This is a genomic window from Aurantivibrio plasticivorans (assembly GCF_055392955.1).
In genome coordinates, this window is the sequence record NZ_AP036020.1 from 692268 (window position 1) to 707022 (window position 14755).

At 48.2% G+C, this 14755-nt stretch carries 11 protein-coding genes; 4 read left to right on the forward strand and 7 right to left on the reverse strand.

The genetic code is table 11. The features are described 5' to 3' along the window. Window positions 1-101 precede the first annotated feature (101 nt). The 3 genes from uca to ACZ5NB_RS03175 are packed head-to-tail and all read left to right on the forward strand — an operon-like array spanning window position 102 to window position 5984. Window positions 102-3749, forward strand: a complete 3648-nt coding sequence (uca, locus tag ACZ5NB_RS03165) for an urea carboxylase (RefSeq protein ID WP_460231406.1) — start codon at window positions 102-104, stop codon at window positions 3747-3749. Then, window positions 3749-5575, forward strand: a complete 1827-nt coding sequence (gene atzF, locus ACZ5NB_RS03170; RefSeq protein ID WP_460231407.1) for an allophanate hydrolase — start codon at window positions 3749-3751, stop codon at window positions 5573-5575. The genes uca and atzF overlap by 1 nt, the downstream gene beginning before the upstream one ends. A 40-nt stretch (window positions 5576-5615) precedes the next feature. After that, the gene (locus ACZ5NB_RS03175) at window positions 5616-5984 is read left to right on the forward strand and encodes a DUF2750 domain-containing protein (RefSeq protein WP_460231408.1); all 369 of its coding nucleotides are present in this window, start codon (window positions 5616-5618) and stop codon (window positions 5982-5984) included. Between the two features lie 24 nt (window positions 5985-6008). On the opposite strand, the gene ACZ5NB_RS03180 is transcribed toward ACZ5NB_RS03175, so the two are convergent. From ACZ5NB_RS03180 to ACZ5NB_RS03205, 6 genes are all read right to left on the reverse strand, one after another. Then, window positions 6009-6515 (reverse strand): TlpA family protein disulfide reductase, encoded by a 507-nt coding sequence (locus ACZ5NB_RS03180; RefSeq protein WP_460231409.1) that lies wholly within the window; start codon window positions 6513-6515, stop codon window positions 6009-6011. A gap of 130 nt (window positions 6516-6645) precedes the next feature. After that, window positions 6646-6957: a hypothetical protein gene (locus ACZ5NB_RS03185; RefSeq protein WP_460231410.1), complete on the reverse strand. Its 312-nt coding sequence runs from the start codon at window positions 6955-6957 to the stop codon at window positions 6646-6648. A 204-nt stretch (window positions 6958-7161) separates the two neighbouring features. Next, window positions 7162-8601, reverse strand: a complete 1440-nt coding sequence (gene pyk, locus ACZ5NB_RS03190; RefSeq protein ID WP_460231411.1) for a pyruvate kinase — start codon at window positions 8599-8601, stop codon at window positions 7162-7164. Between the two features lie 136 nt (window positions 8602-8737). Then, window positions 8738-9043 (reverse strand): hypothetical protein, encoded by a 306-nt coding sequence (locus ACZ5NB_RS03195; protein WP_460231412.1) that lies wholly within the window; start codon window positions 9041-9043, stop codon window positions 8738-8740. Between the two features lie 35 nt (window positions 9044-9078). Next, window positions 9079-10002: a hydroxymethylglutaryl-CoA lyase gene (locus tag ACZ5NB_RS03200; RefSeq protein WP_464107828.1), complete on the reverse strand. Its 924-nt coding sequence runs from the start codon at window positions 10000-10002 to the stop codon at window positions 9079-9081. Window position 10003: 1 nt separating this feature from the next. Further along, entirely contained in the window at window positions 10004-11197 is a 1194-nt protein-coding gene (locus tag ACZ5NB_RS03205) for a hypothetical protein (RefSeq protein ID WP_460231414.1), read from the reverse strand. A gap of 143 nt (window positions 11198-11340) precedes the next feature. Here ACZ5NB_RS03205 and serB point away from each other — a divergent pair, with 143 nt between their 5' ends. Continuing rightward, complete coding sequence (gene serB / locus ACZ5NB_RS03210) at window positions 11341-12549, forward strand: phosphoserine phosphatase SerB (protein ID WP_460231415.1); 1209 nt, start codon at window positions 11341-11343, stop codon at window positions 12547-12549. A gap of 12 nt (window positions 12550-12561) precedes the next feature. Here the strand turns inward: serB and ACZ5NB_RS03215 are convergent, their stop codons facing one another. Beyond that, window positions 12562-14664: an EAL domain-containing response regulator gene (locus tag ACZ5NB_RS03215; RefSeq protein WP_460231417.1), complete on the reverse strand. Its 2103-nt coding sequence runs from the start codon at window positions 14662-14664 to the stop codon at window positions 12562-12564. Window positions 14665-14755 lie beyond the last annotated feature (91 nt).

The window sequence follows — 14755 nt, forward strand, 5'->3', positions numbered from 1 at the left end:
AGTTTTTAGTCCTCTTATACGCGCGAGTATGCGCCGCGCTCGGGACGTCCTGAGTAGCGTGTCAACATGGCGGGACGGCCCGCAAAGCTAATGTGATAAGCATGTTTTCAAAAGTACTGATTGCAAATCGTGGGGCTATTGCAGTTCGAATAATTCGAACACTCCGTAAGTTAGGTATCGATAGCGTTGCCGTTTATGCCGAAGCGGATATCGATTCTCTTCACGTCACCCAGGCTGATGAGGCGTATTGTCTCGGGAGCGGTGCAGCGGCTGATACCTACCTTAATCAAGATAAAGTGTTGCAAATTGCTAAAGACACTGGTGCGCAAGCTATTCATCCTGGCTACGGTTTTCTCAGCGAGAACCCAACTTTCGTAGAGCGATGTAATGTCGCAGGCGTTGTATTTATAGGGCCCACTGCTGAGCAGATTAATGTCTTTGGGCTAAAACATTCCGCGCGTGCGTTAGCACAAGAAAATCAAGTGCCCTTGTTGCCCGGTAGTAATCTCTTAACGGATCTCGATGAAGCAATCACTAGTGCTGCAAGCATTGGTTACCCCGTGATGCTTAAAAGTACTGCCGGTGGCGGCGGTATCGGCATGCAAATTTGCCAGTCAGAAGCAGAGCTGTGTAAAGCTTTTGATTCGGTTAAGCGCTTAAGTGCAAACAATTTTTCAAATGATGGCGTATTTGTCGAGAAATATATTGAGCGAGCACGGCATATTGAGGTGCAAGCTTTTGGTGATGGACAGGGTAGGGTGGTAACGCTAGGAGAGAGGGACTGCTCTGCCCAGCGGCGTCACCAGAAAGTTATCGAAGAGTGTCCTGCGCCAAATTTAACAGATGAGGTTCGCCGTGAGCTAGCCACCGCCTCGAGGCGATTGCTGGAGGCTGTGGATTATCGCAATGCCGGCACTGTTGAATTTATTTTTGATCAAGCGACCCAGGCGTTTTATTTTCTTGAAGTGAACACCAGACTTCAAGTTGAGCACGGTGTGACAGAGGAAGTATTTGGTGTTGACTTGGTTGAATGGATGCTGCGATTGGCATCGAATAATCTACCGAATCTTCAACAAGAGCGAGACGGACTGACACCTAAAGGTTGGTCTATTCAAACACGAATTTACGCAGAAAACCCTGCAAAAAACTTTCAACCTTCAGCTGGATTACTGGGTTCCGTGTCTTTTCCGATAATTGACGAAACTGTTGACGGGCGACATCCGCTACGCATAGACCACTGGGTGGAGCCCGGTGTAGAGGTGTCACCTTTCTTTGACCCGATGTTGGCCAAAGTGATTGTTTGGTCCGATACTCGCGATGCAGCGATTGCAAAACTACAAGGTGCTTTGCGCGGTATAACTATTCAGGGCGTGGAAACAAATAGTGGCTACGTCAGCGATGTTCTTTGTACTGATGTATTTAAGCGCGGAGAAATTTTCACACGTTTTTTGAATGACTTTGCCTACCTCCCCAGCACAATTGATGTGTTGGCGCCTGGCACGATGACAACGATTCAAGATTACCCAGGACGCACGGGTTACTGGGATGTGGGAGTTCCGCCTTCGGGGCCATTTGACTCATTGGCGTTTCAATTGGGGAATAATCTATTAGGAAATGATGGAAATTGTGCCGGTTTGGAAATAACGCTAACCGGTCCGAAATTGCAATTTAACCATGCAACGTCGTTTATATTAACAGGCGCAGTGATGGACGCGACGCTCAATCAGAAAGCAGTTGAGTTTTATCGCGTGTACCACACTACGCCGGGTGATGTGCTGGATGTGGGCAGAGTCAAAAAGGATGGTGCGAGAGCCTACCTGTTAGTTGCGGGAGGTGTAGAAGGGAATGATTATTTAGGCTCGCAATCGACATTTACCTTAGGCCAATTTGGCGGTTTCAGTGGTAGAGCGCTACGCACTGGTGATGTATTGCATGTTTCTCCTGTATTCAAAGCGCCCTCGGAAAATTATTTGACAGTCGATAAACAACCCACTGTCAGTGATAACTGGCAGGTGCGCGTGTTGTATGGTCCTCATGGTGCGCCAGATTTTTTTACACGTAATGATATCGACAACTTGTTCTCAAGCGAGTGGGAAGTGCATTACAACTCCAGCCGCACGGGTGTGCGACTGGTAGGGCCAAAGCCTGAGTGGGCCCGGGAAACGGGGGGCGAAGCGGGCATGCACCCCTCAAACATCCATGACAACGCCTATGCTGTTGGTACGGTTGATTTTACTGGAGATATGCCGGTTATCCTTGGTCCTGACGGCCCTTCGCTTGGCGGCTTTGTTTGCCCGGTTACTGTCATTGCCGCTGACCTTTGGAAGCTAGGACAGCTGAAGGCTGGTGCAAAAATTAAATTTGTACCGGTAACACAACAGCAAGCCAAAGAAATCGAGGTGGCGCAGCAGCAATATATTCAAACCGCTACGGGTGATAGTCAATTGGCGTTATCACACAACGCTATACCAGTCGATTTCAACGATTGGCGATCATTGTCGCCAATCGTTGATCAGATAGATGGCGATCATGTTGAAACACCGGTTGTCTATCGTCAGGCTGGAGACAAGTATTTGTTGGTCGAGTACGGGCCGCTGGTACTAGATATCTCGCTTCGTTTCCGCGCACACGCCTTAATGTTGTCGTTGCAAGAACAAAATATTTCAGGCGTCTTGGAGTTGACTCCCGGAATTCGATCGCTCCAAATTCATTATGACAATCATCTTCTGCCATTGGATAAATTGCTCTTCCTGTTGAAAAATGCAGAGCAAAAGCTCCAGTCGCTTAAGGACTTGAAAGTTCCTTCTCGTATCGTGAGATTACCCCTGAGTTGGGATGATGAGGCTTGCCGCCAGGCGATAGAGAAATATAGGCAGTCGGTGCGAAAAGATGCACCGTGGTGCCCGAGCAATATCGAATTTATTCGTCGTATTAACGGTTTGAGTTCAATCGAAGAGGTCAAAAACATTGTATTTTCTGCAAGCTACGTGGTTATGGGGCTTGGTGATGTTTATCTCGGTGCACCTGTAGCAACGCCTTTGGATCCGCGCCATAGGCTTGTCACGACAAAATATAATCCAGCAAGAACGTGGACTGCAGAAAACTCAGTCGGCATTGGTGGTTCGTATTTATGTGTGTACGGTATGGAGGGGCCAGGAGGTTACCAGTTTGTTGGCCGCACATTACAAATGTGGAACCGCTATCGCAAAACCCATGAATTCACGAAACCTTGGCTGCTACGGTTTTTTGATCAGATTCAGTTTTACGAAGTCACCGCTGATGAGTTGACACAGATTCGTTCAGACTTTCCCCGTGGCCAATATCCAATTGATATTGTAGAAACCGAGTTTTCACTTAACGACTACGAGACGTTTTTATCTGATAATCAAAAAAGTATTGAACTATTTACTGAACACCGAGAACAGGCGTTTGCAGAGGAGCTGCAGCGCTGGGTTGACTCGGGACAAATTAATTTTTCTAGTATCCAGGAAAGCGAACCGGCTAGCGATACGATTGAATTACCGGAGAATTCACAGTTTGTTGATAGTAGCGTCGCCGGTAGCATTTGGCAGTGGCGTGTTGAAGAGGGCGAAAAAGTGTCTGAGGGTGATGTGGTTTGCATCCTTGAGTCAATGAAAATGGAAATAGAGCTGTATGCGCCCGATAGCGGTGTCGTGAAAAAAATATTGCGACAGCAAGGCCAAGCAGTGCAAGCGGGACAATCCGTTATGATTTTGGAGAACACTTAATGCAGTGGCAATTATTAAATATTACTCTGGATGGCTTGCGAGCACATTATGATCGAGGTGATTTTACACCGCGTGAGCTGATTGAGTTTTTATGCGACACCATGAATAGCGAAGTCGATAACCCGGTATGGATAACACAACTTGATGCAGCGCAGTTGGAACCATACTTAGTCGCGTTAGAGGCGATGGATAAAGCACAGCGTAATGCGTTGCCTTTGTGGGGAGTGCCATTTGCTATTAAAGACAATATTGACCTAGCAGGCGTGCCTACCACTGCCGCTTGTGCGGATTTTACTTACACACCAAAAGAGTCTGCTTTCGTGGTAGATGCGCTAATTCGAGCGGGTGCAATCCCCTTGGGCAAAACTAACATGGATCAGTTTGCTACAGGACTCGTCGGCGTGCGCTCTCCGGAACCGTGGGGACCTTGTAAAAATGCGCTAAACAATACGGTTATATCCGGCGGCTCGAGTTCTGGCTCGGCTGTGGCAGTCGCAAAAGGGTGGGTTAGTTTTTCACTGGGAACGGATACCGCCGGCTCCGGTCGTGTTCCTGCGGCGCTTAATAATATCGTTGGCTTAAAGCCAAGCTGTGGCTTGCTGAGTAATCGAGGTGTGGTACCCGCTTGTAAAAGTATTGATAGCGTCAGTATTTTTGCATTGACCGCGAGTGATGCGAACCAAGTGTTCGATGTTGCCAGTAGGTTTGATGAAACTGAACCCTATGCACGAAAGAATTCCTACGCAAATGGTTCGCGGTATTTTAATGCGAATGTGCCGCGATTACAGATTGGTGTTCCCCAAGCGGATCAGCTTGAGTTTTTCGGTAACTCTGAAGCGGAAACATTATTTCATAAAAGTTGCGAAGCGCTGCAGGCACTCGGCCATGACATGGTTGCCATTGATTTTTCCCCGTTTATTCAAGCGGCAAAACTCTTGTATGAGGGCCCTTGGGTGACCGAGCGCTACTTAGCTCTGCAACCACTCATTGACGAATCGCCTGATAAACTATTACCGGTTATTCGGCAAATTGTCGAGCCCGGCGGAACGCGCACAGCGACGGAGGCGTTTTCTGCACAATATCAACTCGAAACTTTCGCGCGGCTCGCCGCGTTAGAACTCGATAAAGTTGATGCTGTGGTTACACCCACTATCGGTACACATTATTCTATCGCAGACGTATTAGCCGACCCGATACAGTTAAATTCTAATCTCGGTTATTACACCAATTTTATGAACCTGTTGGATTATGCGGCGGTGGCAGTGCCGACAGGCCAGTACGAGAATAATGTCGGCTTTGGTATCACATTTTTTCATCAAGCGATGTCGGATAAGCGTTTACTGTCGTTGGCCGCACAGGTCCAGCACCAACTTGCGCTGCCTTTGGGGGCGACAGGGTTAGCATTGAGCTCGAATAATAATGTGGGTGTACCTCAAGATCGTGTGAATGTAGTGGTTTGTGGAGCGCACCTATCTGGACTTCCGCTCAATTGGCAACTACTCGAACGAGGTGGTTATTTGGTGGAGGTGACGCAATCTGCAGAGGCTTACCGGCTATTTGCATTACCGGGCGGCCCCCCGTTTCGACCAGGTATGTCGAGAGATGATGAGTCGGGTCAAACTATCGAAGTGGAAGTGTGGTCGCTGCCGTTGTCTGCATTTGGATCATTTGTGAGCGAGATTCCTGCTCCATTGGGTATCGGCAAAGTGCAGCTGGTGGATGGGCGTTGGGAGCCAGGCTTTATTTGCGAGGCCTATGGGCTAGACGGTGCTGAAGATATTACGTCTCTTGGTGGTTGGCGAAACTATATCGCTAGTCGGGGCTAACGTATAATGCAGCGCAGTAAAGATTCTCTAGGAGTAAGCTGTGCAACCACTGAGTGATGACCCGGAAGAAAACCTAAGTGCATTTTTTGCAGATGCCATTGAGCTTGGGTGTATTTGGGGGCTAGAAGGACCAGACGGCTGGGCTTTATGCCCCTCCGATAAGTATACCTCTACCGATGTTATACCGTTTTGGTCGCAACCTGAGTACGCCAAAGACCATTGCAGAGATGAGTGGGCGGACTATCAGGTTGTACCCGTGTCCCTGGAAGAATTCCTGGAGGAATGGTTGCCTGGTATGCATGAAGATGTATTTCTAGTGGGTGTGAACTGGGATGATGAGCTCAGTGGCGCTGAAATCGAGCCACTTGATTTGCTAAAAGAATTCGAAGATTTGCTTGCCCAGCCTTAAGCCGCTCTCTTCGTGGCGCCGTGTCTATTTCGATAAGGCTGTGCGAACGAACTCTATACTCTCCTGAGGTGATGTGCCTTTCTTGCGGGCGTATATCACCTTTTTATTCTCGTCGACGACAAATAAGCCGGGTGTGCCGCGAACGTGGTAACGTTTGGCGATCTTGTCGGCATCCAACAATAGCTTAAAGGTGTAGCCTTTGCGCTGCATGTAGGCGATGGGGTCGGCGTCTTCCCAAATATTTAAGGCATAAAAATCGATACTCTGGCCATCGAGCTCATTTTTTAAGGCTTGGAGCTCGGGCATGAGGGCTTCACAATATGGGCACCAGGTAGCCCAAAATAAAATAACCGCTTTACTGTCCGCGCTGTCTCGATAGAGCGATAAGCTTTCTTGTGTCGGAGTGTTTAATATCCAGTCAGGTGCGTCATCACCCTCAACTAGCGGTTTTCCGGCAAACGCTTGCGTCGTGAGTAGTAGCCAGCAGAGACTGGTTGCGATGGCTTTTAGTAGTGTAGAGGTCGCGTGCATGTGGGGTGTAGCGATTAATTTAGTTGACGAATAAGCTGGTTCTAAGAGTAGCACTTTCACCATTGGTTCCCAAGAGTTGCATAATCCACTGACTTTACACTGAGGGGCTTAACCAGATTGTCTGATGCAGTTAACTGTCTGAGCTAAAGACGGTTTGCTTGAGAATGTCGAGAACCTTTGCATTGGTATAGCGTTCTAGCGACTGGAGTGAGGGAAATGCGGGAGTGATTGGGTTAATGGCAACCTGGGGTGCGGTTCGGCTTAAAATGTACTGCTGGATATTAGGCTCTGCAAAGTTGTCGACTAGCAGCACATGAAAATCGAAATCTAAACAGAGGCGGGTGAGCTGAGGGTACTCTGCTTCGTCACGGCTTAAAAAATGTACTTGTCTCCTTAATCGTAATTCCTTGCCGGTAACGGCGGTGCCTGTGTGTTCGCTCATATACTGCCTTGATTGGAACGGCGTTTGATTAAAGCACAAATCTAACACTACACTTGTGAGCTGGGTCACATTTAGGTTTTGCTGGGGAGTAATGTAAGCAAGTGTTTACTTTGCCTCGGCGTCTCTTGACTCCTGCATGGGCAGTCAAACATCGAGACCCTATCGCGCTAGGCGCTTACCGAGGCAGCGTGTCGTAATTGACCCTTAATTGTCGTGGGCCGCGGGCTCCACGATGGCTTCGGCGACTTTGCCTAGCTGTCGCAGTTGAATCGCATCGACTCCTGCGCCACTGATGATGTCGGAAACCACCACCACTTTATCGCCCTCTTTGTAGCCACCCCGCTCGAGTAATATCTCAAAGGCTTTATCTAAGGTCTTTTCTGGGACACTGGAGAAATGAATGCGGAAGCAAATCGTGTTGCGGTTGAGCGCGAGCTGCCGCCGAGTACGAGAGTCGTTTGTAAATGCCAAAATAGGAGCATTGGGGCGGCTATTAGTGAGATAATTTGCCATCAAGCCGCGGCGCGTGATCACGATGATACCCACGGCATTCAGTGAATCTGCTAGTTCTGTAGCGGCCGTTGCAATATGCTGTTTATCGGTGTCTTTTATCAAGTTCCGTTCAAAACTCAAGCCTAGGTTCTTCTCTGCGGACTGCGCAATTTCATCTAAAAACTCTACGCACTTGATGGGGTACTTCCCTACCGAGGTTTCGCCGGAGAGCATAATTGCATCAACGCCTTCATAGACAGCATTGGCGACGTCCGTGACTTCAGCGCGCGTAGGTATGGGGTTTTCGATCATCGACTCCAGCAAGTGTGTTGCGACAATAACGCGCTTTCCAAGCTCGTGGCAGCGTCGAACGATGTTGCGCTGGATATTGGGCAGGTCGTGAATGTGGACTTCAACTCCTAAATCGCCTCGCGCCACCATTATGCCATCAGCTTCTCGAATAATATCTTCGATATTGCGCACGCCTTCCTGGTCTTCAATTTTGGCAATGATTTTAATCTTGTTGGCTTTTGGCCCGAGAAACTCGCGCAGCTCACGAATATCCTTTGCTTCACGAACAAAAGAAAGAGCGATGTAATCCACTTCTTGATCGATACCAAATTGAATATCTTGGCGATCTTTGTCGGTGATTGCAGGTAGGTTTACGCGGATCCCAGGCAAATTAACATGGCGTTTGCTTTTTAAAACCCCACCGTCAATCACGCGGCAACGCATTGTGCGTTCTTCTTTACTTAAGACTTCGAGGTTGATTAAGCCGTTATCGACTGTAATACGATCACCAATATTGACGTCAGTAATTAAGTCATCGTAATTAATCGGGATCGAAGTCTCTTCAACGTTGGCGACACCGCGAGCAACGATGGATATAACATCGCCATCACTTAGGTTTAGGTCACTGCTTAGATTACCCGTGCGAATCTCCGGCCCCTGGGTGTCTAGTAAAATAGGCACAGGAGGAGAGACTTTTTTATTGAGTGTACGGATGGCTTTCATGACTTTGAGGTGAGATTCGTGATCACCGTGCGACATATTGAGCCTGACTACGCTCATGCCGGCTTCATGAAGTTCGGTTAATTTGCTCAGGCTGTCTGTTGCAGGGCCAATGGTGCAAATTATCTTCGTCTTGCGCATGTGTGCTTTACCGCCTTAGTCAATAAAATATAGGTGAGTTGGAGAACGAGTGAAGTGTAACAAAAAAATTGTCAGGTGTGGAGTTAGTGTAGCGCCTTTGCTGCAATGTCGCTATGTCGAATTATAGCGGCAGTTATTAGTTTTCTGATTTTCGTCCTACGCGATAGGCAGAAAATAGAATAGCCACCACAAAAAGTAGCGATAACATCAGTGACTCATGAAGGCTCGGACCGCTATTATCTTTCAGTGCAGAAATTGCAGGGACAAGGGCTGCTAGAACGAGCGCCAGCGCCAATAGGTAGCTAGTCCGGTGGGCAAGGTTGATTGACCAGCCAAGCCAACGAATTTTTGCTCTTACTATTAAACGCGGATCTTGCTGACAGTAATAGATGATTTTGTAGCGCCAGTGAGTGTCGGCCTGGTTGGATTTGTTGTCAGTCATGTGTGTTGACGTGAGCTATGTGAATTAGTCATTGATTACTCACTGCGTTTTAGTTTGGAGAGAAGAGCATTTCCTGCATTGGACGCGTAGGCTTTACCAAGCTGAGCAGAAATCCAGCTGCCGGTTGCGACTAGTTTGTCGATATCGATGCCGTGTTCGATCCCTAAATCGTTCAGCATATAGACCATGTCTTCTGTGGAGACGTTGCCGGTCGCGCCGGGCGCGAACGGACAGCCACCAAGCCCGGCGATGGATGTATCGAAGGTTGAGATTCCTGCTTGCAGCCCTGCATAGGTATTGGCGAGTGCTTGGCCGTAAGTATTATGAAAATGAAGTGCGAGTTTATCGGTGCTGATCGAGGTCGTCACAATACTGAGTAATTCTTCAACTCGCTTCGGTGTTGCGACGCCGATGGCGTCGGTTAAGCAGACCTCGAAACAACCCATTTCGAGTAATGCTAGAGAAATTTCATTGACGCGATGGTAATCCACCTCGTTTTCGAACGGGCAACCTAGCGCACAGGAGATATAGCCACGTACAGCAACCCCTTGCTTGAGCGCTGTGGCGCAGACGTCTTCAAAGCGCTGTAAACTTTCGCTAATACTGCAATTAATATTGCGCAACGAAAATGTTTCGCTCGCCGCGGCAAAAACCGCGACTTCGCTGACGCCAACGCTGAGTGCGCGCTGCAGCCCTTTCAAGTTGGGTGTAAGCGCGGTGTAGGTGATACCCATTGTCTCTGATTCGGACAGTGTTCTAAAAATTTCCTCACTGCCAGCCATCTGCGGTACCCGAGACGGATTAACGAAGCTGCCGGCCTCAATTTTTGATAGACCAGCGTCTGCTAAGCGATGAATCAATTCAATTTTTGTTGCCTTGTCGATAACGTTCGACTCATTTTGCAAGCCGTCCCGTGGGCCGACGTCGACGATGGTTACCTTGGAGGGGAGTGTTGCCATTTTAGTTGGTGTGCTTCCGCAGTTGTGAAAGTTGCTTATCAAGTAACATGCAATAGGGTGATGTAAAACCGGTTACCACCGATACGTCTGCGTGGTGTGTTAACTCATTTGAATGTAGGCGCGGCGCTAAGTTCAAGTCCTCTGCCAATAAACTATCGTCAATCAACAACGAGCCAGCAGCAGTGTTGTGTAACAACGTCAGCCACTCATCAAAGCTGAGTAAGTTGTATGGCAAGTTGCGCAGCTGTTTGGTGGCGCTGTCGCGTGGCACGACTAAACAAGAAAAGTGCAGCTGAAATTGACTGAGTTGTTTGTTTAACTCTAGTAATAGGTGCCCGCTGCATAGCGCGCTAAATACCGCTTCTACACTGGCCGTATTGGTAAATTGTAAACAGGCGTAGTCAGCGTTGATGCTGGCTAATTTGCCTGAGTAAAGCGTCATAATATCGCGTAGATGAATTTCAAAACGCTCGGTGACTGTTCGCAGGGAGGAGTGGTTTAGTTGACCATGAAGCTGCCTTAAATTATGGAAGTAAATGAATAGTTCCACTTGCGGCTCCCGTCCGGCGCCTCCAAGAGCGCCGGTTTCTGTCACCGCATCATTGGTGCTGGCTGTAGGCTCCGGTTCGACGTTAACGATTGGGATAGTCGCACTGTGGGTGGCAGTGGATGGTTTCGAAGAGGTACTTGGTGGGGGTGTTGTTTGCACGGAGCGTTGTAGCAACATTAGCCCGATGGCAACGGCGGCGACGATAGCCGTAGCGAGGGCGAAACTTAAGGTAAAAAATAGCTGGTTACTGTTTATGCTTATCGAGATATAACCCGTCACACTGTCATGAGCGGTAATGGGTGTTGTAACGATCTGGACCTGTGATTGAGTGACGTTCAGGCTGCGTTTACCAGCTTGAACCAAAAGGTTGTTCTCGACATCATGAATGGTGGCATTGATGATCGTTGGGGCGGCGACTACATCTTGAACAATTACCTGTAGGCTGACTAGGTCCTGTTCTAGGCTCGGCTCGAACGCGCGGCTTGCCGCGAGCTCAGCGATATTTTGACCGTAATCATGATGCATCTTGTCTATTTGCGGAGCGACCCACCAATTGCATCCAACGCTTACAACTAGCGCAACCAGTGTGATGACAATGGAGGGCAACCACCGGTGATGCAAAAAAAGTTGTTTCCTGGTGTTCATGACTTTCCTGTCGCGTCAAAGTAGCCCGGCATTATAGTGTCAAAAGCTTAGGGCCGTAAAAGCCTCGGAAGTGATACACCACATTATTCGTAAATTATGCTAACCTCGCGGCCTATTTGATTGTTATCCAAGCGGTAATTCTTGTGAACGAACCTCTATTGATCACCGTCTCTGGCCATGATCGGCCTGGTGTGACCTCCGCCATTACAAGTATTTTGGCAACCTACCATGCAAACATCTTGGATATCGGACAGGCTGTTATCCACGACCGTCTGACCTTGGGAATATTGGTTGAAATTCCGAGTGAATACGATTCCTCTCCTGTATTGAAAGATCTGTTGTTCCGAGCCCACGAAATGGACATGCAGATTAGGTTTCAACCAATTTCCGAGGAAAGTTACTCTGATTGGGTTAGTCAGCAAGGAAAGACGCGGCACATTATTACTTTGCTAGCGCGCAAACTGACAGCGGCTCAAATTGCCGAGGTGACAGCTGTCGTTGCCCGGCATAATTTAAATATCGATAACATCAACCGATTGTCTGGTCGCATTCCGCTGGACTCTAGTCAGCGAGATGCCAAGGCGTGTGTCGAATTCTCGGCGCGAGGTCAGGCCAGTGACATGACGCAACTGCGAGCGGATTTTATGGAGTTGTCCACCCGCTTTGATATTGATGTCGCTGTTCAGGAAGATAACGTTTACCGGCGTAACCGCCGCTTAGTCTGTTTTGATATGGACTCTACACTGATTGAAACCGAAGTAATTGATGAGCTTGCGATATTGGCTGGTGTGGGAGAGCAGGTGTCAGCAATTACCGAGCGGGCAATGGCAGGTGAGTTGGATTTTAAGCAAAGTTTTACTGAGCGTATGGCTTTGTTGAAGGGGCTCGATGAAAAAGTGCTCGCTGATATTGCTGAGCGTTTACCTGTAACGGAAGGTGCAGAGCGGCTAATTCGCACGTTGCGTCAGCTAGGTTACAAAACGGCGATATTGTCAGGCGGTTTTACTTACTTTGGTCGTTATTTACAGAACAAGCTTGGGATTGATTATGTGTATGCCAATGAGCTTGAAATTGTCGATGGCAAGGTAACAGGTAAGGTTTCAGGGGACATTGTTGATGGCCAGCGTAAAGCAGAATTGCTGAAAGAGTTGGCAGAAAAAGAAGGCATTTCGTTGGAGCAAACCATTGCTGTGGGTGACGGGGCAAATGATTTGCCGATGCTGAGTCGTGCTGGGTTAGGTATCGCTTTTCGAGCTAAACCTTTAGTCAAAGCATCGGCAGAGCATTCGATTTCAACGATGGGATTGGATGCTATTTTATACCTGTTAGGGTTTCGCGATCGAGAAACTTAATATCTTGTTGGTTTAGCTGTCCATGCTGAAATCGTAATTCATATCGTCAGCAGGTGCTTGTAAATAATGTCCTTGAATATAGTGGGTGCCTGCTTGCCACAAGGTAGACAACACGCTGGCGTTCTCCACAAAAGGCACCACAGTAATTTTATTTTCGGCGTGAAGCTCTTTCAGTAAGTTGGTAAGTGTTTCCGGGCTTTCACTATTATTTTGAATGTCTAAGGTAAACGAGCCATCGACTTTTACGAAATCTACGTCAACGTGCTTTAAGGTATTAAAGGGGTTGAGTGCGCAGCCAAAATTACTAATGGATCGCGAGCAGCCCATCTCGGCCAAGCCGGAGAGAAAATCTTTTGCAGCGTTGAGGTGGTTAGTAATGTCCGCTTCGCTAATTTGGAAAATAATAGATTGTCCCGTTAAACCGGCGGCTTTAAAGGCGACACCGAGCCAAGGTAACAAGGATTTATCCATCATTGAATGGCGTGTCAAGTTGACGATGAGCTGAGTCTTATTGCCCTTTTTGTTGTGCTCGGACAGCATTTTAATCGATTCGAGAATTACCCATCGGTCAATTTTAATATGCGCGCCGATTTGTTCTGCCGCTTCTAGGAAGGTGTGCGGTGATACTTCTTCGCCCTCATCGGTGACCATGCGCAGCAGAACCTCGTAATGTTCTTCTTCTGAGCCACGCAAACTAATAATGGGCTGAAATAATAATTTGAATTGATCTTTTTCTAGAGCCGTTTGAACAACGTTCGACATATCGGTTTCGGCATCTGTCGATACTTCGGGTTCAAATAGTAAGGCTTTGTTGCCTGCGTCACTGTCAGTGCCAGCGGCAATACTTGCGACTGCCTTCATGCTTTGTTCAATGACTTCTTCCGAGTTCGTTGATGTGTCGCTGATAATCGAGATGCCTACACTCAAAGTGGTTTGCAACGTTCTGCCATCGACATCAATGATATGATCTTCAACTGTTTTGCATAACATTGCGCCAAACTTGACGGCGTCGTCTGCAGTGATGCTAGGGATGAGTATAGAGAAGGAGTTGTCACCAAAACGGGCAAGCTGTTGGTCCCCGGAGCATTTTTCCTTCAGCGCTTTAGCGATACTCGCAAGCGCTTGGTCGGAAGCCGACACGCCAAGTACTGATTGAATCGCATCGGCAAAATTATCGACTTCAAGTGTTAAGAATGCACCAGACTGCTGAGAGTCGTCGGTGCTGGCAAGGACTTGCTTAAGCTGGTTGACCATATACTGGCGGTTGTATAACCCAGTGGCAGTGTCCTGGTGTTTTATCTCGTTGAGCTGCGCTTCTAATGCTTCGTTATTGACGCTGGTTGCCGCTTGCGCACGTGCCAAGAATTGAATGCAGGGTTCTTCGTCGTATATTGCGTTGGCGACCTCAACGGTTACCGGTGTGATAGAACCATCTGGACGCACACCGGAAAATGCGAGCTGGCTGCTCTCGCCTTCTTCCCCTTTGAGCGCAAACTCTTTCATGAATACCTTGGCTTTGTCCTGATCGGGGTCGCTGATCATGTCGATGATGGGCATGCACTCCAGGTCTTCCCGGTCATCGTAGCCAAACATGTCGGCAAAAGATTCGTTAGCGTAAAGGTACATGCCGTCTTGGACGTAGGCGATGGCATCGCGAGAGCTGTCGAGTAGCTGTTGGCTGCGACGTTCTGCCTCTTTGAACTGACGTTCTGAGCGGCGCTTTTGTTGGCGCTGTTCGTGGTTTTCTAATTCCCGCTGGATGACCAGTAACAAGTGTTGGTCTTCGTCAATACGCACAACATCTTGTGCGCCCATCTTCATGCCTTCTACAGCCGGTTGTGAACCTTCCTCGTCAGTTAATAAGATGACGGGTACGTCCTTTTTTAGGCGCTTGATTTGTTTGATTGCTGATGATGGTGGGACGTTGGTTGCACGTGCATCGCCAATCAATAAATCCCATGCTTGCTCTTGCAGCAACTTGGTCAGGACCTCTTCATTTTCGACGTATTGTGAACGCGTCGAGCGGCCAGCATTTTGCAGCATGCTGATCAAGCGCTCGGCTTCGTCACGAGAGTCGTTAAGAATAAGTAAACGAAAAGTATCGTTGGGATTCATACAAGAAAATCTTGGTGGCTTAGTAAGCTACTAACGTGTGCTCTTAGGTCGAGGGACGCCGGCACTCTGATTTCGGTTAATCCTCTCACTA

Coding starts and splice junctions, on each gene's coding strand:
- uca (WP_460231406.1), top strand. CDS start 102: ATGTTTTCAAAAGTACTGATTGCAAATCGTGGGGCTATTGCAGTTCGA.
- atzF (WP_460231407.1), top strand. CDS start 3,749: ATGCAGTGGCAATTATTAAATATTACTCTGGATGGCTTGCGAGCACAT.
- ACZ5NB_RS03180 (WP_460231409.1), bottom strand. CDS start 6,515: ATGCACGCGACCTCTACACTACTAAAAGCCATCGCAACCAGTCTCTGC.
- ACZ5NB_RS03185 (WP_460231410.1), bottom strand. CDS start 6,957: ATGAGCGAACACACAGGCACCGCCGTTACCGGCAAGGAATTACGATTA.
- pyk (WP_460231411.1), bottom strand. CDS start 8,601: ATGCGCAAGACGAAGATAATTTGCACCATTGGCCCTGCAACAGACAGC.
- ACZ5NB_RS03195 (WP_460231412.1), bottom strand. CDS start 9,043: ATGACTGACAACAAATCCAACCAGGCCGACACTCACTGGCGCTACAAA.
- ACZ5NB_RS03200 (WP_464107828.1), bottom strand. CDS start 10,002: ATGGCAACACTCCCCTCCAAGGTAACCATCGTCGACGTCGGCCCACGG.
- ACZ5NB_RS03205 (WP_460231414.1), bottom strand. CDS start 11,197: ATGAACACCAGGAAACAACTTTTTTTGCATCACCGGTGGTTGCCCTCC.
- ACZ5NB_RS03215 (WP_460231417.1), bottom strand. CDS start 14,664: ATGAATCCCAACGATACTTTTCGTTTACTTATTCTTAACGACTCTCGT.